Annotated in this window: 20 protein-coding genes; 12 read left to right on the top strand and 8 right to left on the bottom strand. The window is 63.8% G+C overall.

Features of this window, described 5'->3' with window-relative positions; translation table 11 throughout:
* Positions 1 to 42: 42 nt before the first annotated feature.
* Genes murD through QWB57_RS07050 form a run of 3 tightly spaced genes read right to left on the bottom strand, consistent with a single transcriptional unit; the run spans position 43 to position 5,456 of the window.
* The gene (murD, locus tag QWB57_RS07060; protein WP_288968958.1) at positions 43 to 1,440 is read right to left on the bottom strand and encodes a UDP-N-acetylmuramoyl-L-alanine--D-glutamate ligase; all 1,398 of its coding nucleotides are present in this window, start codon (positions 1,438 to 1,440) and stop codon (positions 43 to 45) included.
* A 4-nt stretch (positions 1,441 to 1,444) separates the two neighbouring features.
* Positions 1,445 to 2,821 (bottom strand): UDP-N-acetyl-alpha-D-muramoyl-L-alanyl-L-glutamate epimerase, encoded by a 1,377-nt coding sequence (murL, locus tag QWB57_RS07055; protein ID WP_223628353.1) that lies wholly within the window; start codon positions 2,819 to 2,821, stop codon positions 1,445 to 1,447.
* 19 nt (positions 2,822 to 2,840) lie between these two features.
* Entirely contained in the window at positions 2,841 to 5,456 is a 2,616-nt protein-coding gene (locus tag QWB57_RS07050; RefSeq protein ID WP_223628350.1) for a bifunctional aspartate kinase/diaminopimelate decarboxylase, read from the bottom strand.
* 91 nt (positions 5,457 to 5,547) lie between these two features.
* Between QWB57_RS07050 and QWB57_RS07045 the strand changes: the two genes are divergently transcribed.
* The gene (locus QWB57_RS07045) at positions 5,548 to 6,429 is read left to right on the top strand and encodes a PhzF family phenazine biosynthesis protein (RefSeq protein WP_223628348.1); all 882 of its coding nucleotides are present in this window, start codon (positions 5,548 to 5,550) and stop codon (positions 6,427 to 6,429) included.
* Between the two features lie 67 nt (positions 6,430 to 6,496).
* Here QWB57_RS07045 and QWB57_RS07040 read toward each other — a convergent pair whose 3' ends face one another.
* The gene (locus QWB57_RS07040) at positions 6,497 to 8,140 is read right to left on the bottom strand and encodes a serine hydrolase (RefSeq protein WP_288968936.1); all 1,644 of its coding nucleotides are present in this window, start codon (positions 8,138 to 8,140) and stop codon (positions 6,497 to 6,499) included.
* Positions 8,141 to 8,262: 122 nt separating this feature from the next.
* Here QWB57_RS07040 and QWB57_RS07035 point away from each other — a divergent pair, with 122 nt between their 5' ends.
* The 8 genes from QWB57_RS07035 to QWB57_RS07000 all read left to right on the top strand — a co-directional run bounded on the left by QWB57_RS07035 (position 8,263) and on the right by QWB57_RS07000 (position 15,574).
* Positions 8,263 to 9,222, top strand: a complete 960-nt coding sequence (locus tag QWB57_RS07035) for a DMT family transporter (protein WP_223628343.1) — start codon at positions 8,263 to 8,265, stop codon at positions 9,220 to 9,222.
* Between the two features lie 52 nt (positions 9,223 to 9,274).
* The gene (locus tag QWB57_RS07030; protein ID WP_288968934.1) at positions 9,275 to 10,864 is read left to right on the top strand and encodes an ExeA family protein; all 1,590 of its coding nucleotides are present in this window, start codon (positions 9,275 to 9,277) and stop codon (positions 10,862 to 10,864) included.
* A 4-nt stretch (positions 10,865 to 10,868) separates the two neighbouring features.
* On the top strand, positions 10,869 to 11,561 hold the full coding sequence (locus QWB57_RS07025) for a general secretion pathway protein GspB (protein ID WP_288968932.1): 693 nt from the start codon (positions 10,869 to 10,871) through the stop codon (positions 11,559 to 11,561).
* On the top strand, positions 11,558 to 11,797 hold the full coding sequence (locus tag QWB57_RS07020; RefSeq protein WP_223628336.1) for an RNA-binding S4 domain-containing protein: 240 nt from the start codon (positions 11,558 to 11,560) through the stop codon (positions 11,795 to 11,797). Before QWB57_RS07025 ends, QWB57_RS07020 begins: the two co-directional genes overlap by 4 nt.
* Positions 11,798 to 11,880: 83 nt before the next feature.
* A complete protein-coding gene (locus QWB57_RS07015; RefSeq protein ID WP_288968930.1) occupies positions 11,881 to 12,399 on the top strand; it encodes a sigma-70 family RNA polymerase sigma factor in 519 nt (172 codons plus the stop codon).
* Positions 12,400 to 12,413: 14 nt separating this feature from the next.
* Positions 12,414 to 13,082, top strand: a complete 669-nt coding sequence (locus QWB57_RS07010; protein ID WP_288968929.1) for a serine/threonine protein kinase — start codon at positions 12,414 to 12,416, stop codon at positions 13,080 to 13,082.
* 135 nt (positions 13,083 to 13,217) lie between these two features.
* Positions 13,218 to 13,769, top strand: coding sequence for a LemA family protein (locus tag QWB57_RS07005; RefSeq protein ID WP_223628329.1), 552 nt, complete (start codon positions 13,218 to 13,220; stop codon positions 13,767 to 13,769).
* On the top strand, positions 13,766 to 15,574 hold the full coding sequence (locus QWB57_RS07000) for a DUF2207 domain-containing protein (protein WP_223628325.1): 1,809 nt from the start codon (positions 13,766 to 13,768) through the stop codon (positions 15,572 to 15,574). The genes QWB57_RS07005 and QWB57_RS07000 overlap by 4 nt, the downstream gene beginning before the upstream one ends.
* Before the next feature lie 5 nt (positions 15,575 to 15,579).
* Here the strand turns inward: QWB57_RS07000 and QWB57_RS06995 are convergent, their stop codons facing one another.
* Positions 15,580 to 16,734: a hypothetical protein gene (locus QWB57_RS06995; RefSeq protein ID WP_223628323.1), complete on the bottom strand. Its 1,155-nt coding sequence runs from the start codon at positions 16,732 to 16,734 to the stop codon at positions 15,580 to 15,582.
* 283 nt (positions 16,735 to 17,017) lie between these two features.
* On the opposite strand from QWB57_RS06995, the gene dbpA reads away from it, so the two are divergent.
* The 3 genes from dbpA (at position 17,018) to QWB57_RS06980 (ending at position 22,010) form a co-directional block, all read left to right on the top strand.
* A complete protein-coding gene (dbpA, locus tag QWB57_RS06990; protein WP_288968928.1) occupies positions 17,018 to 18,400 on the top strand; it encodes an ATP-dependent RNA helicase DbpA in 1,383 nt (460 codons plus the stop codon).
* Between the two features lie 47 nt (positions 18,401 to 18,447).
* A complete protein-coding gene (locus QWB57_RS06985) occupies positions 18,448 to 18,951 on the top strand; it encodes a hypothetical protein (RefSeq protein WP_223628318.1) in 504 nt (167 codons plus the stop codon).
* Between the two features lie 122 nt (positions 18,952 to 19,073).
* Positions 19,074 to 22,010 (top strand): EAL domain-containing protein, encoded by a 2,937-nt coding sequence (locus QWB57_RS06980; protein ID WP_288968926.1) that lies wholly within the window; start codon positions 19,074 to 19,076, stop codon positions 22,008 to 22,010.
* Here QWB57_RS06980 and QWB57_RS06975 read toward each other — a convergent pair.
* The 3 genes from QWB57_RS06975 to hutU all read right to left on the bottom strand — a co-directional run.
* Positions 22,007 to 22,894 (bottom strand): hypothetical protein, encoded by an 888-nt coding sequence (locus QWB57_RS06975; protein WP_223628313.1) that lies wholly within the window; start codon positions 22,892 to 22,894, stop codon positions 22,007 to 22,009. The genes QWB57_RS06980 and QWB57_RS06975 overlap by 4 nt on opposite strands.
* On the bottom strand, positions 22,891 to 25,131 hold the full coding sequence (locus QWB57_RS06970; RefSeq protein WP_288968924.1) for a CocE/NonD family hydrolase: 2,241 nt from the start codon (positions 25,129 to 25,131) through the stop codon (positions 22,891 to 22,893). The genes QWB57_RS06975 and QWB57_RS06970 overlap by 4 nt, the downstream gene beginning before the upstream one ends.
* Positions 25,132 to 25,135: 4 nt before the next feature.
* On the bottom strand, positions 25,136 to 25,902 hold a 767-nt coding region (gene hutU / locus QWB57_RS06965; RefSeq protein ID WP_288968922.1), incomplete at its 5' end, for a urocanate hydratase.

Here is a 25,902-nt window from a genome sequence, read left to right as displayed (position 1 = left end):
CCAACAGTAGCGCGCCCGGGTTCAGTATGCGTGAATCCGGCCTCAGCCAATCCCCATCCCCGCAATACTGCTGATGATGTCCGGGTCAAAGCCGGCCAATTCGGCAAAATGACGGCCGCGGGCCACATAGTTTTTATACGCCCCAAAGCTGGGCGCGCCGGGCGACAGCAAGATCACGCCACCCTCGGGCAAGGCCTCGCGGGCTTTGGTCATCGCATCGGCAAGATCATTGGCCGCACGCAGTGCAAAGCCGGCTTGCGTGGCCAACGGCGCCAGCAGGGCATGGATCCGCGGGCCGTTCTGGCCCATGGTGATGATGGCGTTGGGCGCATGCACGCGCATGGCATCGGCAAATTCATCCCACGGCAGGCCGCGATCATGGCCGCCCACCAGCACCGCTACCGGGCGATCTGCATATACGTCCAACGCCGCCTGGGTGGCCATCGGCGTGGTACTGATGGAATCGTTGACGTACAGATAACCGCCGTGTTTCCCCAATGCTTGCAGGCGATTGGGCAACGGCTGGAAGCTGGCCGCATGTGGCGCCAAGGCCACGGCATCCAGACCGTAGGCTTCCAGCGCAGTGAGCACGGCGCACAGGTTGCTGCGATTGTGGCGGCCGGGTAGCGGCAGCATGGCGGTGTCCATCACGAAGGCATCGCCGCGATACAGCGCGTCCTCGCGCAGGTGCCAACCGGCGGCATTGCCGTACCAGCGAATATCGCAGCCGGGCAATGCCAGTTGCGCCAGCAGCGGGTCGGCCGCGTTAAGCACGGCGATGCGTGGCTGGGCCGCTGTCACCAGTGCCAATTTATCTTCGATGTAGCGCGCCTGACTGCCGTGCCAGTCCAGATGTTCGGGGTGCAAATTGGTGACGATGGCAATCCGCGGGTGTGCGCCAGATGCCGCCACATCGCGGGTTTGGTAGCTGGACAGTTCAATCGCCCAGATATCGGCATGTGCGTTCAACAGCGAGAGCAATGGCACGCCGATATTGCCGGCCAAGGCCGTGCGCAACCCCGCAGCGCGCAGCAGGTGCGCCAGCAGCGAGGATGTGGTGCTCTTGCCCTTGGTGCCCGTCACACAGATCGCGTTGGCAACTTCGCCATTGGTATCGGCATGCTCGGCAAACCACAACGCGGTGCCACCCAGCAAACGCGTGCCGTGTTGCGCAGCGAAGAGTGCTTCGGGTGTGTACGCACTGATGCCCGGCGATTTCACCACCACCTCAAATGCCGCCAAACACTCGCCGCTGGCCTCAAGCTCAATTGCCAGCAACGCATCGTTCAAGGCTGCCGCCTCGCAGGCTTCGGCCGCGCTGCAGAACAACGTCAACGGCAGACTGGGCAAGCGTGTGCGCAAGGCACGATAGGCGGCATGGCCTTCATGCCCCCAACCCCATAACGCCACCCGCCGGCCGGCAAGGTCGGCGATGCACAGATGCTCAGGCAGCGAAACGGACACGCAGACGCTCCCACAACGCGGCGGGGATACGGTGTTCGTTGCTCAATGCCAAGAGTGGCTCGATCACCCATTCGCCAGCATCCAACTGCGGTGCAATCTGATTGGCAAAGCGTTTGACCAGCACGTCTTCACGCCATTCCGCGCGCTGCGCCAAGGTGGCCATCGCCGCACGCGATTCGCGGCCTTCGCCCACGCATTCAAACGGCTTGTGGTCGCCATATTCCAACAGCGCGTCATAGCCCGCCTGTTGCGCGGCATCGTCCAGCAGGTTGCGCCCCACGATACCCACCAAGCGCAGCTTGGGCAGGAACGGGGCCAATGCCAGAAACACGAAATGGCACTTCGGGCAGACCCCGCACCAGCGGCTGGTGGGGCGTTCACCCAGGATATGGAAGTTGCGATTGCAGCTGGAAAAATGCGCGTCATAGCGGTCGGTCTTGGCAAACTGCCGCGCCACCGCCAGCTCGCTGAGTGGGCGCAGCAAGGAGTAGTACTGCAAATCCGCGGCCACATGCGTTTGCAAGTAGTCGCCAAATGCCGATTCAAATGCCCAGCCCTTTGACCACTGGTGGTTGACCTCGCCGGTGACCGTGCCGTCGGCGGACACGATCATCGAGCCGTAGCTGGCCGAACGTTCGTTGGAAAACACCACCTGATCCACACCCGACACCACCGCCGCGAACGCCAAGATGGCCGAGTTCACTGCGGTGACGGGGATATGCCCGTTCCACGCGCCCTGCCGGTTGAAGTCGAACAATTGCGGCGCAAGCTGGCGGCCGATATTGAGCGTGGGCAGGCCGGTGTGCGCGGCGCAGGCGGCGATCAGCTGCGAACCGCCGATCCAGGTGACGGTCTGTTCCACGCCCTCGGCACGCAGCGCCTCGATGCTGACCAGCGAGTCCTTGCCACCGCCAATGGCCACCAATGCGTGCGTACGCAGGCCCAGTGTGGGCGCGGCGGCAGCATTCGATGCCGCAACCGGAAACCGGATCTTGCCACGCAACTCCAAACCATTGCGGTAGGCGAACTCGCCCAAGCCGTTGTGATAGATCTCTTCCAACAGTGCAGCGGTTTCGGCATCGATGCTGTAGTCATCAATGCGAATCCCGGAAGGCACCGCTGCCTTGTAATAACTCACCCCGGCGATGAGATGCAGCAGGCGCAGCGCACGCTGAGCGGCGGCCTCGCGCTGTGCATCCAGCGCAAATGGCGCGCCCGGAAGGGTCACGGTTTCGGTCAGCTCGGGGCCGTCATCGAAGGCATACACCAACTGCGCCACGCCGGTCTGCGTATCAAACGCGCAACGCATGAAGCGGAAGCAGCCAATGGTGTCGCGATTGAAAATCCAGTCGGTCATGGTCTCGTTTCTTGCCATCTCAAGCGCTGGGCAGAATCGATTCTGCCGGCAGCGAACGTAGATTGTAGGTGCTTGCCATGCTGAACCCGTAGGCCCCGGCATCGGCAATCACCATCACATCACCGGCGGCGGTAGCCTGCGGCAGCTTGACCCGTTGGCCGAACACATCGCTGGATTCGCAAATCGGGCCGACCACATCGAAGTCCTGCACGATCGCATCATTCCAACGCGACAGGTTGCCGATGTCGTGCCAGGCGTCATACAGCGCGGGCCGGATCAGGGTATGCATGCCAGCGTCCAGGCCCACCCGCAGCACGCCGTCTTTTTCCACCACCTGATTGGCATGGGTCAGCAGCACACCGGCCTCGGCCACCAGGAAGCGGCCCGGCTCGATCGCCAGTTGGAACGCCGGGTGCACGGCTTTGATGGCGGCCAACCCGTTTGCCCAAGTCTGCAGATCAAAGGGCTCGTCGTCTTCGGTGTACGGGATTGGCAAACCGCCACCCAAATCCAAAATTTCCACACTGCCGATGCGGCGCGCAAAGCCGGCCAGCTCGTCCACCACTTCCTGCCAGTGGCCCACGGTTTCAATACCGCTGCCCAGATGCGCATGCACGCCAGTGATGCGCACATCCAAGGTGCGTGCAAGACCGACCAACTCGTCCACGCGCTGCGCCGACAACCCGAATTTGGACTGCTTGCCGCCGGTGTTGACCTTTTCGTGATGACCATCGCCATGCCCAAGGTCAATGCGCAGCCACAGCTTGCGGCCACGGAACACCTCTGGCCATTGCTGCAGCAGCTCCACATTGTCGATGGTGACGTTGACCCCACGCGCCAGCGCGGCGGCGTATTCGCCAATCGGCGCGAAACTGGGGGTGAACAACACGCGCTCGGGTGCCAATGTGGGCACGGCTGCGAACACGCGATCCAGCTCGCCCTGCGACACGCATTCCAGCCCGAAACCTTCGTCCACCAGCGTGCGCAAAATTTGCGGGTGCGCGTTGGCCTTGATCGCATAGAAATGCCGATCCAGCGCCGCAATGGCTTTCAGCTGGCGCGCCCGCTCTCGCACGGTGGGCAAGTGATAGGCATAGCGCGGCGTGCCTTGCTGGGCACAGGCCAGCAGCGCCGCCTGCGCGCCGGCGGCTTCCCACCAGCGCGCTGGGCGCGGCCGGAAGCTGCCTTCAATCTCGCGCCAACGCGGGCCGAACACGGCCGCTTCATGCACCGGCATCGCGCCGGAATCAATCAGGGCCGCGTGCAACTTCGGCAACATGCCATCGGCGGCCGATTCATCGACCACAAAGGTCAGATTGAGGTCGTTGGACGATTGCGAAATCAGGTGCACGCGCTCGCGCCCGAACATCGCCCACACATCCTGCAATTTATGCAGCAGCGAACGCATGCCGCGCCCGACCAAGGTGATCGCCGCGCACGGAACAATAATCTTGACCCGGCAGATGCCGGCAAGGTCGGCCGACAGCGCCGCCAACACGTCGCCATTGACCAGATTCTCGGATGGATCCAGCGACACCGTCACATTGGTTTCGGCCGAACCAATCATGTCTACCGACAAGCCATGTTGCTTGAACAGCGCGAACACATCGGCGAGGAAGCCGACCTGTTGCCACATGCTGATGCCTTCCATCGACACCAGCACGATGCCATTGCGGCGGCTGATCGCCTTCACTCCCGGCACCGGCTCGGCATCACCGTCGATGCTGGTGCCCGGCAACTGCGGGCGCTCGGTATCCAAAATCGCCATCGGCACGCCGCTGTTGCGGCAGGGGCGGATCGCGCGCGGGTGCAGCACTTTCGCGCCGGTGGTGGCGATTTCCTGCGCCTCGTAATAATCCAGGCGCGTCAGCAGGCGCGCATCCGGCACTTCACGCGGGTTGGCGCTGAACATGCCGGGCACGTCGGTCCAGATTTCAACTCGCTGGGCACCCAGCAACGCACCGAAATACGCCGCCGACGTATCCGAACCGCCACGCCCCAAAATCGCGGTGCGCCCATCCTGGTGCCGGGCGATGAAGCCCTGCGTGATCAGCAAGCGCGTGGGCTGCTGCGCAAAGCGTTGGCGGAAATCACCCTCGGCCTGTGCCTGGCAATTGACGGATAGCCGCTGCGACCATGCGCTTTGATTGGGCTGTGGCGGCAGCGCGGCCAACCAGTGGCGGGCATCCATCCATCCGATGTCCAAGCCCTGCGCATGCAAGTACGCCGCGCCAAGGGCGGAAGACAGCAGCTCGCCCTGCCCCAGTACTTCGGCCTGCCAATCCAGCGGACGGGTGGCGGCACGCGGGTCGGTCAGCAAGCCATGCAGGGCGGCCAGGCGTGCACCCAGCACGGCATCGGCATCGAGTTCGAGTTCGGCCAGAAATTCGCGATGGCGCACCTCCAACTTGGCCACGCGCTGTGCGCTATCAACCGCGCCATCGGCAATCGCGGTCAGCTCATTGGTGACGCCCGACAGTGCCGACACCACCACCAGCACCCGCGCATCGTTGTCCTTGGCACGGCCAGCGGCGAGCTTGCCGATGTTGTCCCAACGCGCCCGTTTCGAGACCGATGTGCCACCAAACTTGAGGACAAGCCAGCGATCTGTGGAGACGGGGGATGTCGACGACATGGCATCTGAATGGGTTGCGGAAGGGGATGTCGCGAAAGCTGCGACGTCAGGCATTCTAGCGGCCCTACACGCTTGGATGATGCATCGCAACATGACACGTCGTTATATGCAACTGGATGTTTTCGCCTCGCGCCCCGGAGCTGGCAATCCGCTTGCCGTGGTGCTGGATGCGGAGGGACTGGGCGATGCCGCGATGCAGGCCATCGCCCGCTGGACACGGCTACCGGAAACCACCTTCGTGTTCCCATCCACCTCGCCCGATGCCACCCACCGCATTCGCATCTTCAGCCCGCGCCGGGAAGTGCCGTTTGCCGGCCATCCCAGCGTCGGCACCGCCTACGCATTGCTGGATGCAGGGCTGGTGACGCCGCGCAACGGCCTGCTGGTGCAGGAAGGCATCGCCGGCCTGCTGCCACTGCGCGTGCGCGGCGAGGGCACGGCGCGCACGGTGGCGGTGCGCACACCACGTGCGTGCGCGCAGGACATCGCCGCGCCCGACGATGCGCGCTTGGCCGCCGCACTGGCCGGGCTGGACCTGGGCGCCCTGCCGCCGGTGCTGATGGACGGTGGTCGCCGCTGGTGGCTGGTGGAACTCGCCAGCGAAGCGCACCTGCGCAGCGCCACCCCGAACTGGGATGCCATCGCCGCGCTGGCCGAGGCCACCGACAGCATGGGCCTGTTCGTGTATGCGCGCAGCCGTGATCCGGTTTATTACTTTGCCGTGCGCGCCTTCGTCGGCGCACCTGCGCGCTTCGAGGACGCCGCCTCCGGCGCGGCCAACGCCACCCTTGCGGCGTGGCTGGCCGAACGCGGCGCCCTGCCGGGCAACGACGGCTTCTACCGCGTGAGCCAGGGCCGCGAAGTGGGCTTCGACGCCATCATCGAGCTCACCGTCGATACCGACGGCGAGGTGTGGTCGGGTGGCCGCGCGGTGCCGGTGGTGGCCGGCACGCTGGATTGGCCCGACGTCTGATGCCGGCCCGGCCCGCCCCGTTGTCGCGTGGAGCCGGCGGGGCGCGCCACGCACACCCGGCACGTCGTCACCGGGCCGCCACCGGCACCAGCCGCAAGTCCTGGAAGTCGAAGCTGAAATCGGTCAGCGGCGACACCGGCTCCATCCGCATTTCCCGAATCTTGCCGTCGGCGTCCAAGGTGAAATTGACGAAGGCATCGGCATTCAGGCCGCGATCGCGCCAACGCACGATGAAGCTGTCGTGCTGCCAGTGTTCGATGTCGCCCAGCAGCTCGGCGGTCTTGCTGAACTGCATCTCCAGGCCCTTCGCGCCCTGGCGGATCACGACATCGCCGTACCACGGGTCGCGGTAGGTGCCGGCGTACTTGGCCAGCGGCAGCGACGGCTTGCTGTCGGCGTCGCGGGCGGCGACGTGCTTCTGCCAGTCGGCGTCGGCGTTGCCCTGCGATTTCTCGAAGGCGATGCCGTAGCCCTTCAGCCAGTCGTGGCCGCTGTTGCCCAGCATCATGTCCAGCGCTTCATAGGTGATTGCGTTGAAAGCCACGCCCACTTCGGCGCTGGTCAACACGATCACACCCATCTTCTTGTCCGGCACCAAGGTCAAGCGCGAGACCTGACCCGGCCAACCGCCGGTATGCCACACCAGCCGGTTGCCGCTGTAATCGGACAACTGCCAGCCTTGCCCATAGCCGGAAAAATTGGGCGTGGCCGCAACCAACTCCGGGATTGCGGCAGGGCGCACCGGGATCGGCGTCAGCACCGTCCACATTTCACGCTGGCGCTGCTCGGAGAACAGGCGCTTGGCCGTCTCGCCACTGCCCGCATACACGCCGCCATACAGCTGCGCGTTCATCCACTTGGTGAGGTCATGCACGCTGGAATAAATACCGCCCGCACCCGACACATTGCGCCATGTTGTCACGCCCACCGGGCGCAGGTCCTTGAAATCGAACTTGGCGTTGCCCACCGCCACGTTGTCGGAAGGCTTCAGATCATCGCTGTTGAAACGCGTCTCGGTCATGCCCAGCGGTTGCCAGATGCGGCTTTGCAGGAACTGCTTGTAGGGCATGCCCGAGGCTTGCTCGACCACCAGACTGGCCACCCCGAACAGGATGTTGTCGTAGGCATATTGCTCGCGGAAACCGCCAGTCAGCGGCACATCTTTCAGGCGCTCGGCCACTTCGCGGCTGGAATACGTGGTGGTGGGCCAATACAGCAAATCCCCTGCCCCCAAGCTCAGACCGCTGCGGTGCGCCAGCAGGTCGCGGATGCGCATCTCACGCGTGACGTAGGCATCGCTCATGCGGAACCACGGCAGGTGGTCGATGACGCGGTCGGTGGTTTTCAGTTTGCCGTCGTCCTGCAGCATGTTCAGCGAGGCAGCGGTGAATGCCTTGGTGTTGGACGCGATGGCAAACATCGTGTGCGCATCCACCTTGGCCGGCTTGCCCAACTCGCGCACGCCGTAGCCGCGCTCCATCACCACCTGCCCGTCCTTGACGATGGCCACCGCCACGCCGGGCACGTCGAAGCGCTTTTGCACATCCGCGACGAACGCATCAAAGCGCGCCAGCCGCGCCGCATCGGGCAGTTGCGTGGCCAGTGGCGCTGCCGTGTCGTCCACCCGAATCGGTGGCGCTTGCTGCGCCAGCACCGGGCTGGCGGCACCCAGCGCCAACAGCAAAGCCAAAGCAAGTGGGGCGATCCGCATGGCAACGCGTCCTATCCATCGAAAGCGCGAAGTATGCCGCAGCCGCCCAGCCATGGGATGCGCCATCGGTCATGCCGGGATGTTGGAAACTATGGAATCGTGCTGCCGTGGATAATGGGACGATGTCCGCCCTCAACACCCTGCCCAACACCACCCGCGCCCTCTGGCAAATCCATTTTTGTGTCCTGCTATGGGGCTTCACCGCGATTCTGGGCAAGCTCATCACCCTGCCGGCGCTACCGCTGGTGTGGTGGCGGATGCTGATTGTGGTGGCCACGCTGGCGCTGCTACCCAAGGTCTGGCGCGGGTTGGCCGCGATGCCGGCACGCACGCGCTGGGCATATGCCGGGATTGGCGTGCTGGTGGCGCTGCACTGGCTGACGTTTTATGGCGCGATCAAGCTGGCCAATGCCTCGGTCGCCGCAACCTGCATTGCGTTTGCCACGCCGATCACCGCACTGCTGGAACCGCTGTTTACCCGCCAACGCTTCCGCCCGGGTGATTTATTGCTGGGCGTGGTGTCGCTGCCCGGCATTTGGTTGGTGGTCGGCGGGGTCCCCGCGGACATGCACGCGGGGATCGTGGCCGGGGTGGTGTCGGCGCTGTTTGTGGCGATGTTCAGCAGCCTCAACAAGCGCATGGTGGATGCCGGCGATCCGCTGACCGTCACGGCATTGGAATTGGGCGCAGGCACGCTCACCTTGAGCCTGCTGGCCCCGCTGATGCCGACGCTGGTCCCCGCATTTGCCGGGCCTCTGCTGGTAGTGCCTACGGGCATGGATGTGCTCTGGCTGTTGCTGCTGGCGCTGGCCTGCACCTTGCTGCCGTTTGCACTGTGCCTGGTGGCGCTGCGCCATTTATCCGCATTCACCGCGCAGCTATCGGTGAACCTGGAGCCGGTGTACGCGATCGTGCTGGCCGCGATTTTGTTTGGCGAGCAGCAGCAGTTATCGGCCAAATTTTATCTTGGCGTGGCCATCATCCTGGGCGTGGTGTTTGCACAAGGCTTGCTGGCTGCCCGGCGCAAACCTGTTCACACCGAGCAGGTGGGCGTGAGCGAAGCCCACCACATTGCCGATTAGAACTCGGCAGTGAGGCAAGACAGAACACGCCAAGACATGGCACGCTAGGCCCATGTATCTGCGCTATTACGGCCTGACCGAGCCGCCGTTTTCGATCACCCCCGACCCGCGCTTCGTGCATCTGAGCGAGCGCCACCGGGATGCCTTGGCGCATCTGCTCTTTGGCATCGACAAAGGCGGTGGCGGCGGATTTGTGCAACTCACCGGCGAAGTGGGCACCGGCAAAACCACGCTCAGCCGACTGCTGCTGGAACAACTGCCCGAGCACGCGCGCATCGCGCTGGTACTGAACCCCAAGCAAAACGCCATCGAGCTGCTGGAAACGATTTGCGAAGAATTGCGCATCGACATCACCGGCAAGCGCGGCAGCGCCAAGGGCTTGATCGACGCGCTCAATGCGTTCTTACTTGCGGCCTATGCGCAAGGCCTGCGCGTGGTGGTGTTGATTGACGAGGCTCAAAACCTGCCGGCCGACACGCTGGAGCAAGTGCGGCTGCTCACCAATCTGGAAACCGACACCCAAAAGCTGCTGCAAATCCTGCTGCTGGGCCAGCCCGAATTGCGCAGCTTGCTGGGCAAACCCGAACTGCGCCAACTGGCGCAGCGCATCACCGCGCGCTACCACTTGGCCCCGCTGGATGCGAAAGAAACCGATGCCTACTTGCGTCATCGTTGGCGCGTGGCCGGTGGCACCCGCTTTCCATTAGATGGCAAAGCAGTGGCACGCCTGCACGCACGCTCCGGCGGCGTGCCACGTTTGCTCAATGTGATTGCCGAACGCGCGCTACTGGCCGGGTATGCGCGCGATGCCGCCGGCATTGATGCCAAGCTCATCGACCTTGCCGCCGATGAAGTGCTGCCACCCGTGATGCAATCGCACCATTGGCGCTGGCTGGCGATTGTCGCAGCTGTTGCGGCCATGGCTACATTGGGGTTTGCCGTCGTGCAGTGGCGCAGTGCGCCGGCATCCGCAGCACCCACCGCCATCGCATCGGCAACCACCGGCAATCCGCGCACGCAAAAAACGCAGAGCCTCGATGCCGATCAATTCAGCAGACGCATCGCCGCAACCGGGGCATCGCCGCTGCCGGCATGGCAAGCACTGCTGGCGCAGTGGTCACTGCCATCCAATGCCATCACCGTGGATCCGGCCGGTCCATGCCAGCGGCTGCAAGACCAAGTGCACTGCGTCCAAGGCCGTAGCCGGCTGGACACGCTGCTGGCGGTCGATCGCCCGATCCTGCTGCGTCTGCATGCCAGCAATACCCGTGCCTGGGCACTGCTACTCGGCGCCGATGCGCGCAGTGTGCGATTGGAGCTTGGCGGCCAGCGGTTCGATGTGGATCGGCAGGTATTGCAAGCCCAATGGGATGGCAGCTATGCCGGGCTGTGGCGCGGCCCGGCGGTGCTGGATACCCCCCCGACTACGGGTAGCGTGGGCCCGGCCGTGAACTGGCTGTGGCTGCGCCTGTTGCCGCAATCGGCCAGTGCTGATGCCGCCTATGACACCACTCTGCGCGATGCCGTGCGCAATTTCCAAAATGCCCGCGGCCTGCCGACGGACGGCGTGGCCGGTCCGTTGACCCTGATGGCGCTGGCCAATGGCCTGCCCGGCCCGCGCCTGTTGCGCGCACTGGATTGAACCGATGTCCCTGATTCTGGAAGCCCTGCGTAAATCCGAAGCCGAACGCCGCCGCGACAGCACGCCCGACGTTGCCCTGGAGCTGCCCCCTCCCGCCCCCCGCGCCAGCCGCGGCATGCCCACCTGGCTATGGCCGGTACTGCTCTGCACGGCGGCATTGCTGGCACTGGGCGTGTGGTTGGGCACCCGGATGGCCGTGCGCGACCATACCGCTGCGGCCACGCCATCCGTCGCCACACGTTCGCCGCCAACTCCAGAAGCGCCAGCGGCATCTGCCCTCCCTACCATGAGTCAGCCCACTGCGCCCGTGCGCGCTCCGGCCCCGGTCCCGGCCGCACCCACACTGGCACCCGCAACAACGCCTGCGGCATCCATGGCCCGCCCCGACGCGTCCATCCTGCCGCCACCGCCACCGGTGGCCACGGTACCCTCGCCTGCACCTGCCCCACCAGCACCCGCCCACACCGCACGGCCGGTTGCCAGCAATGACGCCCCCGATATCGGAGACACCAGCTTGCCGGCGGTCAAATTGAGCATGCATATGTGGGATGCCGACCCGGCGCGGCGCTTTGTCATTCTGGACGGTCAACGCATGGGCGAAGGCGATCGCAGCGGCGCACTCAGTGTCATTGCGATTGAACGCAATGGCGTCGTGATCGAACGCAACGGCCAACGCGCACGGATCCCATTGCCATGAATCAGCACAAGCAAGCACTCCACTTCGCACTGGATGCCGGTCGCGAATTCATCGAACTCAACCAATTATTGAAACTGGTCGGCCTGTGCGACTCGGGCGGTGCCGGCAAGCAGTTGGTAGCCAGCGGCGCGGTGCGTGTCGATGGCGTGGTGGAACTGCGCAAGACCGCCAAAATCCGCGCCGGGCAGCGGGTGCAAGCAGGTGCTGTCGAGATCCGGGTGACGGCCGAAGGCTGACATTTTCTTGGTGCCGGGTGTGAGAATGCCCGCCCTGGTACGAATCATGGTTCGACACGCGCCCTCACCGCGCCAGGAGCACCATGCACACCATTGCCTCCAACACCCAGGATGACCCACGCAAGGCCTTCGGCACGCTGTTGCAGCAACACCGCGGCATCGTGTTCAAAGTCGCCAACAGCTATGCGTGGCAAGCCGACGATCGCGACGACCTGGCGCAGGAAATCGCCACCCAGTTGTGGCACGCATGGCCACGCTACGACCCCGCGCGCAGCTTCAGCACATGGATGTATCGGGTGGCTTTGAACGTGGCGATCAGCCATGTGCGCGAACACAGCATGCGCCTGCGCCACGACGCCGTGCCACTGGATGCCGACCTGCACGAGATTACCGGCACCGATACCAGCGACCACGAGCACCGGCATCACCTTTTGCTGCTGCAACGCTTCATCCAGCAGCAAGCCCCGCTCGATCGCGCCTTGTTGCTGCTGTATCTGGACGAACGACCACAGCGCGAGATCGCCGACATTCTGGGCATCAGCGAAAGCAATGTCTCCACCAAGATCGGACGCCTCAAGCAGCGCATCCAGCAAACCCTCTGACTGCAATCACCCACATGGACACGATCATGGAACTCGACGACTTCAAATCCGCTTGGCAGATCCTCGACCGCCGCCTGGAACTGGACAACCGGCTCAAGCTGCACGCCTTGCATGAGCGCAGCACCCACAAAGCCCGCCGCGCACTGCGCCCACTGGTCTGGGGACAGATCGCACAGATCCTGTTTGCACTGCCATTCATCGCACTTGCCGCACTGCTGTGGATGAGCCATCCCGTGCATCTCGCCACGATTGTCGCCGGCGTGCTGGTGCATGCCTATGGCGTGCTGACCATCACCTGTGCCGGTGTGGTGCTGGGCCAGCTGGGCAAGGTGGACTACGGCAAACCGGTGCTCGATATCCAAAAGCAACTCCTGCGTGCCCGCAGCCTGTATATCCGCAGCGGCATGCTGGCCGGCCTGCCATGGTGGTTCTTGTGGGTTCCGCTGCTGCAAGTGCTGGCCGGGTTGGGGCATGTGGACTTGCTGGCCAAAGCACCCTCGCTGGTGGTCAGTGGCTACGCTATCGGCATCGTGGGCTTGCTGGCAACGGGCTGGTTCCACCGCTGGGCACGCCGCCCGGAACGGGCCGAATTGGGCCGCAAGATCGATGACAGCCTGACCGGCGGCAGTCTGCGCAAGGCGCTGGCACAGCTTGAAGATCTGCGGCAGTTCGAACGCGATTAATTGCGGAACCCTGCCCTGGGGTCGGAATGAAAATCCGGACAAGGTCTTGGCGTTTTGACTGCGCGATTGGCCCGGACTGCCGCGCTGACCTGCAATCTGCGTTTACCATGCTTGAACGCAACCGGGAACGCGGCAATGGCAATAGTGGTTGTCTTGATGTGTGCCGTGCCGGCACTGTGGGTGATGCTCACGTTCAACCGGCTGGTACGGCTGCGCAACCAATCGCGCACCGCTTGGGCCGATATCGACGTGCAACTCCAGCGCCGGCACGATCTGGTGCCGCGCTTGGTCGAAGTCGTGAAGGGCTATGCCGCCCACGAACGCGCAACGCTTGCCGCGGTGACTGAGCTGCGTGCACAAGCACAATCGGCGCATGGCGCAGCCGTACAAGGGCAGGCCGAAGACGCGCTATCGCAAGCGCTGGGCCGCTTGATCGCACTTCGCGAAGCCTATCCGGAGTTGAAGGCCAACCGGAATTTCGCGCAGCTGTCGGCGGCACTGGTGGAGGTGGAAGACCATCTGCAATATGCGCGTCGCTTCTACAACGGCGCGGTACGCGACTTCAATGACGGCATCCAGCGTTTTCCGGCCATGCTGATTGCCGGCGTGTTCGGTTTTCGCAGCGCAGAGTTTTTTCAAACCGAGAACGGTAGCCAGCAGGCGCCAAACGTGGAGCTGGGCCGATGAATCATCCATTCGCACGACGCTTGCTATGCCTTGCGGCGCTGCTGACGTTTCCAGCGCTGGCGCAGACCACGCCAGCTCAGGATGCCCACTCGCCCGCAAGCGCACCCCGCAGCGAGGACGTTGTGGCGCAAATCAATCCCAGCAGCGGCAGCGAACGCATCCTGTCGTATGCCATCGACGTCACCGCGCATGCAAACAACACGCTGGATGTCACCGAAACCATTCGCGTGGTGGCGCAGGGCGTCCAGATTCGGCGCGGTCTGTATCGCGATTTTCCGACTCGCTACAAGGACCGCTACGGCAACAACGTGGTGGTCGGGTTCGACGTCACCGGCCTCAAGCGCGACGCTCAAGCGGAGCCGTGGTTTACCGAATCCATGTCCAACGGCATTCGGGTGAATTTTGGCAACGATGATTTCCTGAAAGTACCCGCGACTTACACATACACCCTGCGCTATCGCACCAATCGCCAGGTCGGTTTTTTCAGCGATCACGATGAGCTGTACTGGAATGCCATCGGTACCGGCTGGGATTTCCCCATCGAGCACGCCAGCGTCAGCGTGCATCTGCCACAGCCGGTGCCAGTGGCCGATATGCAGGCCGAAGGCTATACCGGCGCGCAAGGCAGCAAGGGGCAAGGCTATGCCGCCTCCATTCCCGAGCCCGGCGTGGCGCGCTGGATACTGACGCAACCCCTGATGCCGCACGAAGGGGTGACGATAGTGCTGCGCTTTCCCAAGGGCATCATTGCCAAGCCTTCCACCGGGCAATACGTGCGCTGGTTCCTGCATGACAACCGAGCCATCCTGCTCGGGCTCGGCACGTTTCTGCTGATGTTCTGCTACTTGCTGCTGAGTTGGTTGCGCGTCGGCCGCGACCCCGACCCGGGCATCATCATCGCCCGCTACACCCCCCCGGCCGGCTATCCGCCTTCAGCGCTGCGCTTCATCCGCAAGATGGCACCCGATGACGCTGGCTTTACCGCGGATCTGGTGGACATGGCGATCAAGGGACTGATCCACATCTCCTGCGAACCCAAGCTGCTTGGCAGCAAAGAGTGGACGCTGCAACGCACCGAGCTGCAGCCCGGTGAAGACTTGCCGAAGCTGCAGCGCGAGTTGCTCCAGTCGCTGTTTGCATCCTCCAGGACACTGGCAGCGACACCCGCCAATCGCGAAAAATGGATGGCTGCCAAACTCGCCTTGTTCAAATCGCTGAATGCTGCCTACAACGGTCGCATGTTCAAGCGCAACGGCGGCCCCTCGGGCTGGGCGTTTCTGATTGGCCTTGCCGGCATGATCGCGGCATTCGTGATCGCCAACGGTGCCGGCACCGTTGTTCTGATTGTGACCTGTGGCGCAATGTTCATGATGCTGGTCTGGTTTGGAATCCTGCTCGCCGCACCTACCCCGGAAGGCCGCAAGCTGCTGGATGAAGTCGATGGCCTGAAGCGCTACCTCAGCGTGGCCGAGCGTGACGATCTGGCGCGCATGCAGGCACCCTCGCTGGACTCCGATCAATTCCAGGCACTCCTGCCCTATGCCATCGCACTCGACGTGGAAGACGCGTGGACAAAAAAATTCACCGCCGCCGTGGGCGCAGCCGCCGCACAGCAGGCCACTGCGCAGATGGGCTGGTATAGCGGTAGCGCATTTTCCAGCATGAACCAGTTCACCAGCGGGCTCAGCGGCAGTTTCAGTGCGTCGATTGCCTCGGCATCCACCCCCCCTGGAAGCAGCTCAGGCGGCGGCGGTGGTGGTTCTTCCGGCGGTGGCGGCGGCGGCGGTGGTGGCGGCGGGCGCTGAGTCGATCACGGGTGCGCAACTTCAGGATGCGGCTTGCCCGGTTGTGCAACGCTTGGCAGGTTGCTGTCCACCGCCTGCTCGTCTTCATGCTTGGCCTGCAGGGCTTCTTCGGGCGGTGTTGAGACGGGCATCGCCAACACCGCGCCATCCAGTTCGGCCATTGGGCTTTCCACCGGACACTTCGGGTCGGGAAAGCCGTATCGGTGGCGCAGTGTCAGGCCACAGGTGTTGATATCGGCCACATCCTGGTGTGCCGCGTCCGCAGGTGCCACGCACTGCGCCTCGTATGCACGTCGAAAATCATCGCGCCGCTGCAAAAATTCAATCCCGCAACGGCGCGCCAGGCGAATGCGATCCAGATCATCTTCCACCGCGTTGGCCCCGGCCAGGCCAAACTTTTCCAACTCATCATCGGTAAGAATCCGCAAGGTACGGTTGGGCACCGTAGTCATCAGATCATAGACTTCGATGGAAGCACCATTGCGCTCCAGATAGTTGCGCAATTCTTCGCTGAGGCGACGCAATTCTTCACCCAACTCCTTGCGGGAGGTCGCGGTGGACCTAACCCGAATCATTCGATGCACCCCCACCGGGCCCACGATCACGCGCATATCGCCAGCCGCCAGCAGCAGCACACAGGCGCTATGGCACACCGAATCGCCACGCACCCAGATCGTCCAATCGTTCTCACCAATGGCATCGCCGGCACGCATCGCTGCTTCCACGCTACCACCACCCGAATCAATATCGAGAATGCGCTTGCCGACTCCCAGATCACTGGCCACCTTGCCCACTCGCTCGGCCAACGCCGCAAAACTGGCCGACACCTTGCCTTTGTAGCGCAGCCGAATCAGCCCCGAGGTACGGCAGTCTTGCATGGTGTTGCGCAGGTCTAGATAAGCCAGCGACAACACCGGGCGACCATCGCCTTGGCGGTAGTCCGCGCTGCAATCAACCCACGCATCGCCGGCTTCCAACCGCACCGGCGACCAATCAATTTCAGCCTGCTCCTTGCGCTGCACCACCTGTGCAGGCGGCTCCAGCGGCCCCGCATTGGTTTGTACAGCCGCGGGTTGACGACTACAGGCGCCGGCCAGCAGGTACAGCAACAACAAACTCCAGCGCAGGCGCATCGAGAACATCACACATGAAAGAGGCAAGCCAAGTTTAGGGCCACCTCCACGGTCTGCCCATAACCTTGGGTGAACTAGCGTGCCGTCAGCCGGCGTACTGCCGTCAACACCGGCTACTGCCGCGCCGGACATGTGACTGCACAACGGCCCATGCCTGCACCACCGGCAGGGCATAGTCGAAGGCAGCGGCAGTGACCATCGCCACTTCAAAAGGCCTCGGCCAAGCAAAATGCAAGACCCACCGCGCCACTGCGGCAACATCACCCCATACAAATCCCCCCCTCCCGCCGATTGCCTGCGATCATAGGCAATGACCTTCCCCACCGCATTTGCCGAACTGGCGCTCGACCCCACCCTACGTGCGGGTCTGGATGCGCTTGAATACACCACCCTGACCGCCATCCAGGCGCAGGCCCTGCCTGCGATTTTGCAAGGCCGCGACTTGATCGCGCAGGCCCCTACCGGCAGCGGCAAGACTGCGGCATTCGGGTTGGGCCTGCTGCACGCCATCGACGCCGGCAGCCTGCGCACGCAGGCTTTGGTGCTCTGCCCCACCCGCGAGCTGGCCGACCAAGTGGGCAAGCAGCTGCGCAAGCTGGCCACCGGGATTGCGAACCTGAAATTGTCGGTGCTGTGCGGCGGCATTCCGCTGGCACCGCAGTTGGCCTCGCTGGCGCATGCGCCGCATGTGGTGGTGGGCACGCCGGGGCGGGTACTGGAGCTGGTGCAAAAAGATGCACTGGACCTGCGCGGCGTGCGCACGCTGGTGCTGGATGAAGCCGACCGCATGCTTGATATGGGCTTCGAGGAACCGATCCGCGCACTGGTCAAACGCACCCCAAAAGAACGCCAGAGCCTGCTGTTTTCCGCCACGTTCCCGGACAGCATCCGCAGCCTGGCCACTGCCATGTTGCGCGAACCGCTGGAGGTCAGCGTGGATGGCGGTGCGCAACCGGCCACCATTGCCGCGCATTTCTTCGATGCCGAGCCTGCGCGCCGCGCACCACAACTGGCCGCCCTGCTCTTGGAGTTCCGCCCCGATTCGGCGGTGGTGTTTTGCAATATGCGCCGTGACACCGAGGAAGTGGTGGGCTCGCTGGCACATTACGGCTTCACCGCGCTGGCCCTGCATGGCGATATGGAGCAACGCGAGCGCGAAGAAGTCCTGGTGCGCTTTGCCAACCGCAGCTGCACGGTGCTGGTGGCCAGCGACGTGGCCGCACGCGGGCTGGATATCGATGATATCGGCGCGGTCATCAATTACGAATTACCCACCGATGCCGACACCTATCTGCACCGCGTGGGCCGCACCGGCCGCGCCGGCCGCAAGGGCTTGGCATTGAGTCTGGTGGCCGCAAGCGAACGCAATCGCGCAAGTTTGATCGAAGAACGCCAAGGTCAGCCGATCCGCTTCGAACGCATCGACGCGCTGGCCGGCAAGCCCAGCGGCGTGCCGCAGGCAGCGATGGCCACCTTGCGCATTGACGCCGGCCGCACCGACAAACTGCGCCCCGGCGATATCGTGGGCGCACTGACCGGCGATGCCGGCCTGCACAAGGACAGCATTGGCAAGATCGACGTATTTGCCACCCGCAGCTATGTGGCCATCGCCCGCAATCACGCCAGGCACGCGCTGGCGCAGCTGCGCGCCGGCAAGATCAAGGGGCGCAAATTTCGGGTCAGTTTGCTCTGACCCCAACCGCGCAGGTGCATCATGCGTAGGCACTCAGGGGACTGCCGATGACCCAACTCAAGCGCGAGGATTTCGACACCGCCGCCAAAATGCACTCGCAGAGGTGGTTCATCTATCCGTTCTTCGGCATTCACATGTTGATGTTCGGGCTGTCAGGCTTTCTTTTGGCCTACGCACCCGAGCATGCGGACCTGACGTTTCTGTATTTGCATGGCGGCATCGCGATTGTCGTGTACATCGCGTTTTATCTGCTGATTTTCGGTCGCGATGAAATCCGGTGGATGTTCATCAATGCCGCGCTCGGCATCCTTGGCATTTATTCGCAAATTGGTTGGCTGTTGGCACGATTTGGCAAGAACATCGACAACTACCCTTGGCCGGTACACGTCACCCCGTTTTTGTACTACGTGTTGTACACCTTCTTGCTGCGCCAATTCTTGCTGGACATCACCCACAGCCGTGACAGCCAGGTACGGCGCAAGTGGGTCAACAACGGCTACGTCTTGGTCTCGCTGGCAGTCTACGGCGGGCTGCTGTGGCGCGGCGGATAGCCACGTCGACGGCCTGTTTTCATCTGCAAATCATGATCCCCCGTGGCGACTTTTTTGCTGCCATCTCGCTCCATGCACAGAGGGATATGCTCACCTGAAATAGGCGTACACTCGAATCCAAGATGAGCACGCGCGTCCAATACGGGGGGCCGCGCGATGCGGGGGGCGCTGGCTCAGGGACTGGGCCAGGCATCGACTTCGTATCGGCGCTGTTTTCCACGACCAGTCTCGATGACATCGAGGTTCTCACTGCGCGTGAAGCCGAGTCACGCTTTGGATTGAGTAAACTGCGCCTGCACTGGGTCGCAACGACGGTGGGCAGCTCGCCACTGGCGGACGACACGCATGCCGTGGTGCCACTGCATGCACCGCGACTCGCGTCGGACAAGCGGCCGTACCAGTTTGAACTTGTGGGCACACCGCCCGGTACCTGGATGTCCGCCGAAGGTGTGGTGACCGGCCGCAAGTTCAATCCTGCGTCCTCCGAATGGGCCGACTTCCTGGTGCTGATCGCCGCCAGGGTCCGCACTGCACTCGAACTGCGCGATCAGCAGCTTGCGGCAGACCGCTTAGGCAAGACGGCCCGGCTGCAAGCCGCCCTGTTCGAAGTGGCCAACCTCGCATCGGCACGACTGGACATGTCGGACATGCTGCGCCGCATCCACCTTGTGGTGTGTGAATTGATGTATGCACCCAATTTCTTCATCGCCCTGCATGACAGCAGCAAAGACAGCATTCGCTTCATCTATTTTTCCGATGAAAAAGATCCGCGTATCGTCGATCCCGAGCACGAATTCAGCGCGGAGGAACTAGGCAACAGCTTGACCTTGAGCGTCATTCGCGCCGGACGCCCGGCGATGGGGCCATCGCGCAAGGTGAGCGCGGAATTCGGGCTGCCCATAACCTCCGAAGAATGCGGGCCCGAGAGCGCCGATTGGCTGGGCGTACCGATGATCGACGATGGGTTGGTGCGGGGTGCGATCGTGCTGCAAAGCTATGACCAACCCAAACGCTACACTTTGGAAGATCAGGCCCTGCTGCAATTTGTATCGCATCACATCCTGATTGCGCTGACCAGACGGCAAGCGCGGGATGAACTCGAACACCGCGTAGAGGAACGCACTCAAGCCCTGACCGAAGAAATCCGCGAACGCAAACGCGTGGCCAAATTGCAGGCCGCATTGTATTCCATCGCCGATCTGGCCAGTAGCCAGTTGAGCATGGAAGACATGTTGCGGCGCATCCACCTCACCGTGGGCGAGTTGATGTACGCACACAACTTCTATATCGCCTTATATGACTCGGGCAACGATAGTGTGCGTTTCATCTACTTCGCTGATGCCAAGGACATCAACTTTTACGAAATTGACCGCGAAATGCCGGCGGCAGAAATGAAGGACAGCCTCACGTTGGGCTTGATCCGCCATGGCAAACCCGTGCATGGGCCCGCGCGCAAGGTTGCCGAGCAGCTTCACATCGCTACCGGCATTGGCCTTGGCACGCCTGCGCTGGATTTTCTGGGGGTGCCGATGATCGATGACAATGGCGTGCGCGGCGCAGTGGTAGTGCAAACTTACGAACATGGCGTGCATTACAGCATGGAGGACAGCGCACTACTGGCGTATGTGGCGCAGCACATCATGACCGCGCTGGAGCGCAAGAAAGCCCAGTCCGAACTGGAGCGCCGAGTCGAAGATCGCACGCAAGAATTGGCCAAGGTCGTGGATGAGTTGCGTGAGCAGATCACAGTGCGTGAACAGGCCGAACAACGCTTGCAGCACGAGGCCTTGCACGATGCGCTGACTGGCCTACCCAACCGTGCCTGCTTGCTCAATGCGCTCGAGCTGGCGTTGGCGCGCTTCCACCGTGATCAGCATCAAATCTTTGCCGTGCTGTTCCTCGACCTGGATCGATTCAAGGTGGTCAACGACAGTGTGGGCCACATGTTCGGCGACAAGATGTTGCAAGAAGCCGCCCATAGGCTGTCTCGTTGCATCCGTGGCCAAGACATCGTGGCGCGGCTGGGTGGGGATGAGTTTGCCATTCTGATGACCGGCTTGAATGGGCCTGAAGATGCTTGTCATACCGCACAGCGCACCATCCACGCACTATCCGAGCCGATGTTGATTGATGGCAAGGAACTTTTCACTTCCGCCAGCGTTGGTATTTCCTTGGGCGGGTCCCGCTATCGGCAGGCCGAGGAATTGCTGCGCGATGCAGACGTGGCGATGTATCGTGCCAAGTCACGCGGTCGCCAGTGCTTTGCGCTATTCGACGAACGCCTGCATCAGGAAGCGCTGCATTTGCTGGAGCTCGAAAGCGAGCTACGCCACGCAGTCACGCGACATGAATTCCAACCCTATTTTCAACCCATCGTCGATCTGCAGTCCGGTCATATCGTTGGCTATGAATCCTTGCTGCGCTGGCACCACCCCACCCGCGGGGTGTTGGCTCCCGGTGAATTCCTGAAAGTGGCAGAAGACACCGGAATCATCGAGCAAATTGATTGGCAAATGCTGTCGTTGACCTGCCAGGCCATTCCAGCGCTTGCACAGGGTGACCGTTATGTCACGCTGAATGTCTCACCCAGACGCTTCCACGCACCGGACCTGGCCCAACGCCTGCTGGCACAACTGGATCGCAATCAGGTCGATCATCACAGCATCCGTATCGAAATTACCGAAGACGCGATGCTGGAAAACCCCGATCAAGTTCTGGCAACGCTGGCCCAGCTACGCGATGCCGGCGTCATGGCCGCGCTGGATGATTTTGGTACCGGCTATTCCTCGCTCAGCTACCTGCATATCTTCCCTTTGCACGCGATCAAGATCGATCGTTCGTTTGTGCGCGACCTCGAACCAGAGGCTGCCGGTGGAAGTGCTGCCGTGGTGCGCGCAGTATTGGCGATGGCCGCATCATTAGGGCTGCAAGTCATTGCAGAAGGCGTAGAAACCGAGGCGCAACGCCTGCAGTTGGTTGAGCTTGGCTGCACGCGTGGGCAAGGCTTCCTGTTTGGTCATTCCATGCCCAGCAATCATTGGCTGGAGATTGCGGCTTAACGCACATCGCGGGCGCGAATGAGGTTGTCCAATGCCTGCGCGAATCCAGCACCGTGGCGTGGATCCACACCCAGGTAGAAATCCGGCTCGATCAGCTCCGCTTCCATCAACAGCCAGCGGCCGTCGGCATCCGGCACCATGTCGATGCGCGCGTACAGCAGCGGCTCGCCGACGGCTTGCAGCACCTGCTCTGCCAGCGCCACCGCAGCGGCCGGCGGCTCGGGCACCAGCGCGTACTGGCCGCCGAATTCCTCCTGGATGCGGAACTCGCCGGCCACCGGGCGCTTGTTCACCGCGTGGCTCAGGCGTCCGCCGAAATACAGCAGCGAGGTTTCGCCCTCGGTTTCAATGGTCGGAAGGAAGGGCTGAAGCAGCATCGCCATGCCGTCCGTCGCACCGACCGCTTCGCCGCGCCGCAGCCGCCGCGTCTTCCATGCGCCGCCGGACACCGCCGGCTTGACGATCAGTTCGTCCGTGCCGGTGTCGGCGAAGGCGCGTTCGACCACATTCTGCGACAACGCATCTGTGAACGTGGTCGGTGGAATCGCCACGCCGCGTTCCGCCAGCTCGCGCAGGTAGCGCTTGTCGGTGTTCCAAGCCAACACTTTCGCCGGGTTCGCCAACCGCACGCCTTCGCGCTCCCAGGTCGCGCAGGCCCGCTGCCAGCGCGCGGCGTCGTGGTGGTAGCCCCAGACCAGCAGCGGCAGCACGCTGGCGTAATCGCGCAGGCCAGCCGCATCGTCCATGTGCGCCGTCCACGGCGTCGGCACGGCCTCGATGCCCGCACCGTCCAGCGCGCGTTGCAGGCGCGCCAGCACTTTCGGCCACAGGTCGGGATACGCGACTTCCGCCGGATCGGGAGTGAGGATGGCGACGCGGGTCATGGGACGTCCTGCAAGGGAAGATCGAGATAGCTGCTGCCGTGCCAGCGGATCTCCAGCGGCGCGCCGGCATCGGCCACGGTTTCGTCGGACGGCTCCTTGCCGCTGCCGAGGTTGAGCTGGCGGTCGGGCTGCTTGATGACGCCGAGCGCGACGACGATCCGGCTGCCGGCGGCCAGTTTGCGGCCGAGCAGGCGCGTGTCGCGCACGTCGAGGCGCTGCGGCTGATCCGGCGTCAGCAGATGGCGCTGGCGGCGGTCGGCGTTGTAGCTGGCGCGCTGCAGCCAGAACGCGAGGTCGAGGTATTCGCCGGCGGCGTTCAGTTCGTACACGCCGATGGCGACGTCCACGTCGCGCTTGTTGACGGTGAACTCCAGCGCACCGGAGAACGGGCCGGACAGTTCGGCATCGCGCGGCAGCGGCTCGCCGACGAAGGCCAGGCCCAGGTGCGGATCGAGCGCGGTGTTGACGACGTTCGGCGGCTGCGTCCAGTCCGCGTCGCTGCGGTCGGCGAAATCGACGCGCTGCACGCTGACGGCCTGCGGCTGCGCCTGCGCCGACAGCGCGTGCGAAGCACCGCTGGCGCCCGGCACCAGATACAGCCGCTGCGTGCGCGGCGCCATCGCCTCCAGCGTGTGCGCGTGCCGCCACGCATCCGCGCCCATGACCTGCCAGTTCACGCGGTCGGCCAGCAGGGCCGGCTTCGGCGCGCCCTTGAACACGTGGTCGAACCAGTCCAGCCGCAGCCCTTGCAGGTCGATACGCGCGGACGGATCGAGCGGATAGCCCTGCACCACCGGCGGCACGCCGGTCTGCATCGTGAAATGCTCGTACGGGCCGATCACCAACGTGTGGTCGGCATCCGGGCGATGCCGCAGGTGTTCGCGGAAGTAGTGCAGCGCGCCGATCTGCGCGCCGTCGAAATAGCCGGTCGTCGCCAGCACCGGGATGTCGATGCCCGCGAATGCGTCGCCCTGCGGGATCATCGCCTGCCAGTACGCGTCGTAAGCCGGATGGGTCAGCCATTTGGCGAACAGCGGATTGGGCGTGCCGTCGATGGTGGGCAGATCGCGGTAGGCGCGGCCGCTGGCATACCAGTCGCGATTGACGCGCGCCCAGCGCGCGGCGTCGCCGTAGTCGGCGTCGTCCAGGGCGCGGTTGCTGGCGACGTACGCCGGCCACGCGTACATGAAATTGAGGAAGATGCCGCCTTCCTTCGGCGTGTCGATGCCGGGCGCGGCGGTGGCCGAGGTGGCGATGGCCTTCAATGCCTTCGGCCGATGCTTCAGCGCGGCCCACTGGGTGAAGCCGCTGTAGCTGCCGCCGTACATGCCGACGCGCCCATCGCTCCAGGGCTGCGCGGCGATCCAGTCGATCACCGCCGCGGCGTCGTCGCCGTCGCGCTCGAAGGGAACGATGGCGTCGGGGCTGCGTCCCTTGCCGCGCGAATAGGCGACCACGCCGACGTAACCGCGCGAGGCCATCTTCTTGGCGTCGGCCCAGGCCCAGTCGTCGTTGGCGTAGACGGTGAAGGTCAGCAGCGTCGGCAGCGGTTGCGCGCCGGCCGGACGCACGACCAGCGTCGAAATGCTCGCGCCGTCCGGCGTGCGCACCAGCGCGTCGCGGTCGATGGCGTAGCGGCGCGCGTCGTCCTCGGCCAGCGCGGCGGCGAACAGGGGGACGAAGCTCGAATAGGCGTCCTGCACCTGGTACTTGCGGATCAGCTCCAGCGCATCCGCCAGCGGCATCGTTCCGTGCGCCTGCGCCGCGCGCGCCGCGTCGAAATCGGCGCGCATGCGCACGAGGTTGCCGCCGAAGGCGAACTCGGCCTGCAGTGCGGTCGCGTCGTCGAGCGTACCGAAGCGGTCGCGGAACGCACTGCGCCACGCCTGCGGATATGGCACACGCTGCTGCGCCTGCAGCAGCTTCGCCCGCGCATGCAGTTCGTATTGCAGATAGAGCCAGCCGCTGCCCGCGCCGCCGCGCGCGCGCACCGCGTCGATGCTGGCCAGCGCCTCCCGGTACTGCCCCGCCGCTAGTTGCAAGCGGAACAGCACGCCCGGATCGGCATCGCCCGGATGCTCGCCGCGATACGCGGCCAGCGCCTCGCGCGCCAGCGCCGGCATCGCGCGTCCGTCGCCGTGCAGTCCGGCGGGAACGCGGATGTCCCGCGCCAGCGCCGGCCACGCGACCAGCGCCCACAGGACCAGCGTCAGCAGCACTCCCGGCAGGCGGCGCATCGGCTTACAGCATCGGCAGCTTGAGGCCCTGCTCCTTCGCGCATTGCTGCGCGATCTCGTAGCCGGCATCGGCATGCCGCATCACGCCGGTAGCGGGGTCATTCCACAGCACGCGGGCGATGCGCTTGCCGGCGGCTTCGCTGCCATCGCACACAATCACCACGCCGCTGTGCTGCGAATAGCCCATGCCCACCCCGCCACCGTGGTGCAGGCTGACCCAGGTGGCGCCACCGGCAACATTGAGCATGGCGTTGAGCAGCGGCCAGTCCGACACCGCATCACTGCCGTCGCGCATCGCTTCGGTTTCGCGATTGGGCGAGGCCACGCTGCCGCTATCCAGATGGTCGCGACCAATGACGATCGGTGCTTTCAATTCGCCATTGCGGACCATTTCATTGAACGCCAAGCCCAGCTTGTGGCGCAGGCCCAGGCCCACCCAGCAAATGCGCGCCGGCAAGCCTTGGAAGCTGATGCGCTCGCGCGCCATGTCCAACCAGTGGTGCAGGTGGGCGTCGTCCGGGATGAGTTCCTTGACCTTGGCATCGGTCTTGTAGATGTCCTCGGGGTCTCCCGAGAGTGCCACCCAGCGGAACGGACCCACGCCACGGCAAAACAGCGGGCGCACATACGCCGGCACAAAGCCGGGGAACGTGAACGCGCCCTCGCAGCCCACATCGAACGCCATCTGGCGGATGTTGTTGCCGTAATCGACGGTCGGGATGCCCTGTGCGTGGAACGCCAGCATGGCTTCCACATGCACACGCATCGATT

The sequence above is a fragment of the uncultured Thermomonas sp. genome (assembly GCF_937872235.1).
In the GTDB taxonomy this organism is placed as follows: domain Bacteria; phylum Pseudomonadota; class Gammaproteobacteria; order Xanthomonadales; family Xanthomonadaceae; genus Thermomonas; species Thermomonas beijingensis.
Note: the sequence above shows the minus strand (reverse complement) of the source record. Positions and strands in the feature narration are given on the sequence as shown.

Coding starts and splice junctions, on each gene's coding strand:
- murL (WP_223628353.1), bottom strand. CDS start 2,821: ATGACCGACTGGATTTTCAATCGCGACACCATTGGCTGCTTCCGCTTC.
- QWB57_RS07050 (WP_223628350.1), bottom strand. CDS start 5,456: ATGTCGTCGACATCCCCCGTCTCCACAGATCGCTGGCTTGTCCTCAAG.
- QWB57_RS07045 (WP_223628348.1), top strand. CDS start 5,548: ATGACACGTCGTTATATGCAACTGGATGTTTTCGCCTCGCGCCCCGGA.
- QWB57_RS07040 (WP_288968936.1), bottom strand. CDS start 8,140: ATGCGGATCGCCCCACTTGCTTTGGCTTTGCTGTTGGCGCTGGGTGCC.
- QWB57_RS07035 (WP_223628343.1), top strand. CDS start 8,263: ATGTCCGCCCTCAACACCCTGCCCAACACCACCCGCGCCCTCTGGCAA.
- QWB57_RS07030 (WP_288968934.1), top strand. CDS start 9,275: ATGTATCTGCGCTATTACGGCCTGACCGAGCCGCCGTTTTCGATCACC.
- QWB57_RS07025 (WP_288968932.1), top strand. CDS start 10,869: ATGTCCCTGATTCTGGAAGCCCTGCGTAAATCCGAAGCCGAACGCCGC.
- QWB57_RS07020 (WP_223628336.1), top strand. CDS start 11,558: ATGAATCAGCACAAGCAAGCACTCCACTTCGCACTGGATGCCGGTCGC.
- QWB57_RS07015 (WP_288968930.1), top strand. CDS start 11,881: ATGCACACCATTGCCTCCAACACCCAGGATGACCCACGCAAGGCCTTC.
- QWB57_RS07010 (WP_288968929.1), top strand. CDS start 12,414: ATGGACACGATCATGGAACTCGACGACTTCAAATCCGCTTGGCAGATC.
- QWB57_RS07005 (WP_223628329.1), top strand. CDS start 13,218: ATGGCAATAGTGGTTGTCTTGATGTGTGCCGTGCCGGCACTGTGGGTG.
- QWB57_RS07000 (WP_223628325.1), top strand. CDS start 13,766: ATGAATCATCCATTCGCACGACGCTTGCTATGCCTTGCGGCGCTGCTG.
- dbpA (WP_288968928.1), top strand. CDS start 17,018: ATGACCTTCCCCACCGCATTTGCCGAACTGGCGCTCGACCCCACCCTA.
- QWB57_RS06985 (WP_223628318.1), top strand. CDS start 18,448: ATGACCCAACTCAAGCGCGAGGATTTCGACACCGCCGCCAAAATGCAC.
- QWB57_RS06980 (WP_288968926.1), top strand. CDS start 19,074: ATGAGCACGCGCGTCCAATACGGGGGGCCGCGCGATGCGGGGGGCGCT.
- QWB57_RS06975 (WP_223628313.1), bottom strand. CDS start 22,894: ATGACCCGCGTCGCCATCCTCACTCCCGATCCGGCGGAAGTCGCGTAT.
- QWB57_RS06970 (WP_288968924.1), bottom strand. CDS start 25,131: ATGCGCCGCCTGCCGGGAGTGCTGCTGACGCTGGTCCTGTGGGCGCTG.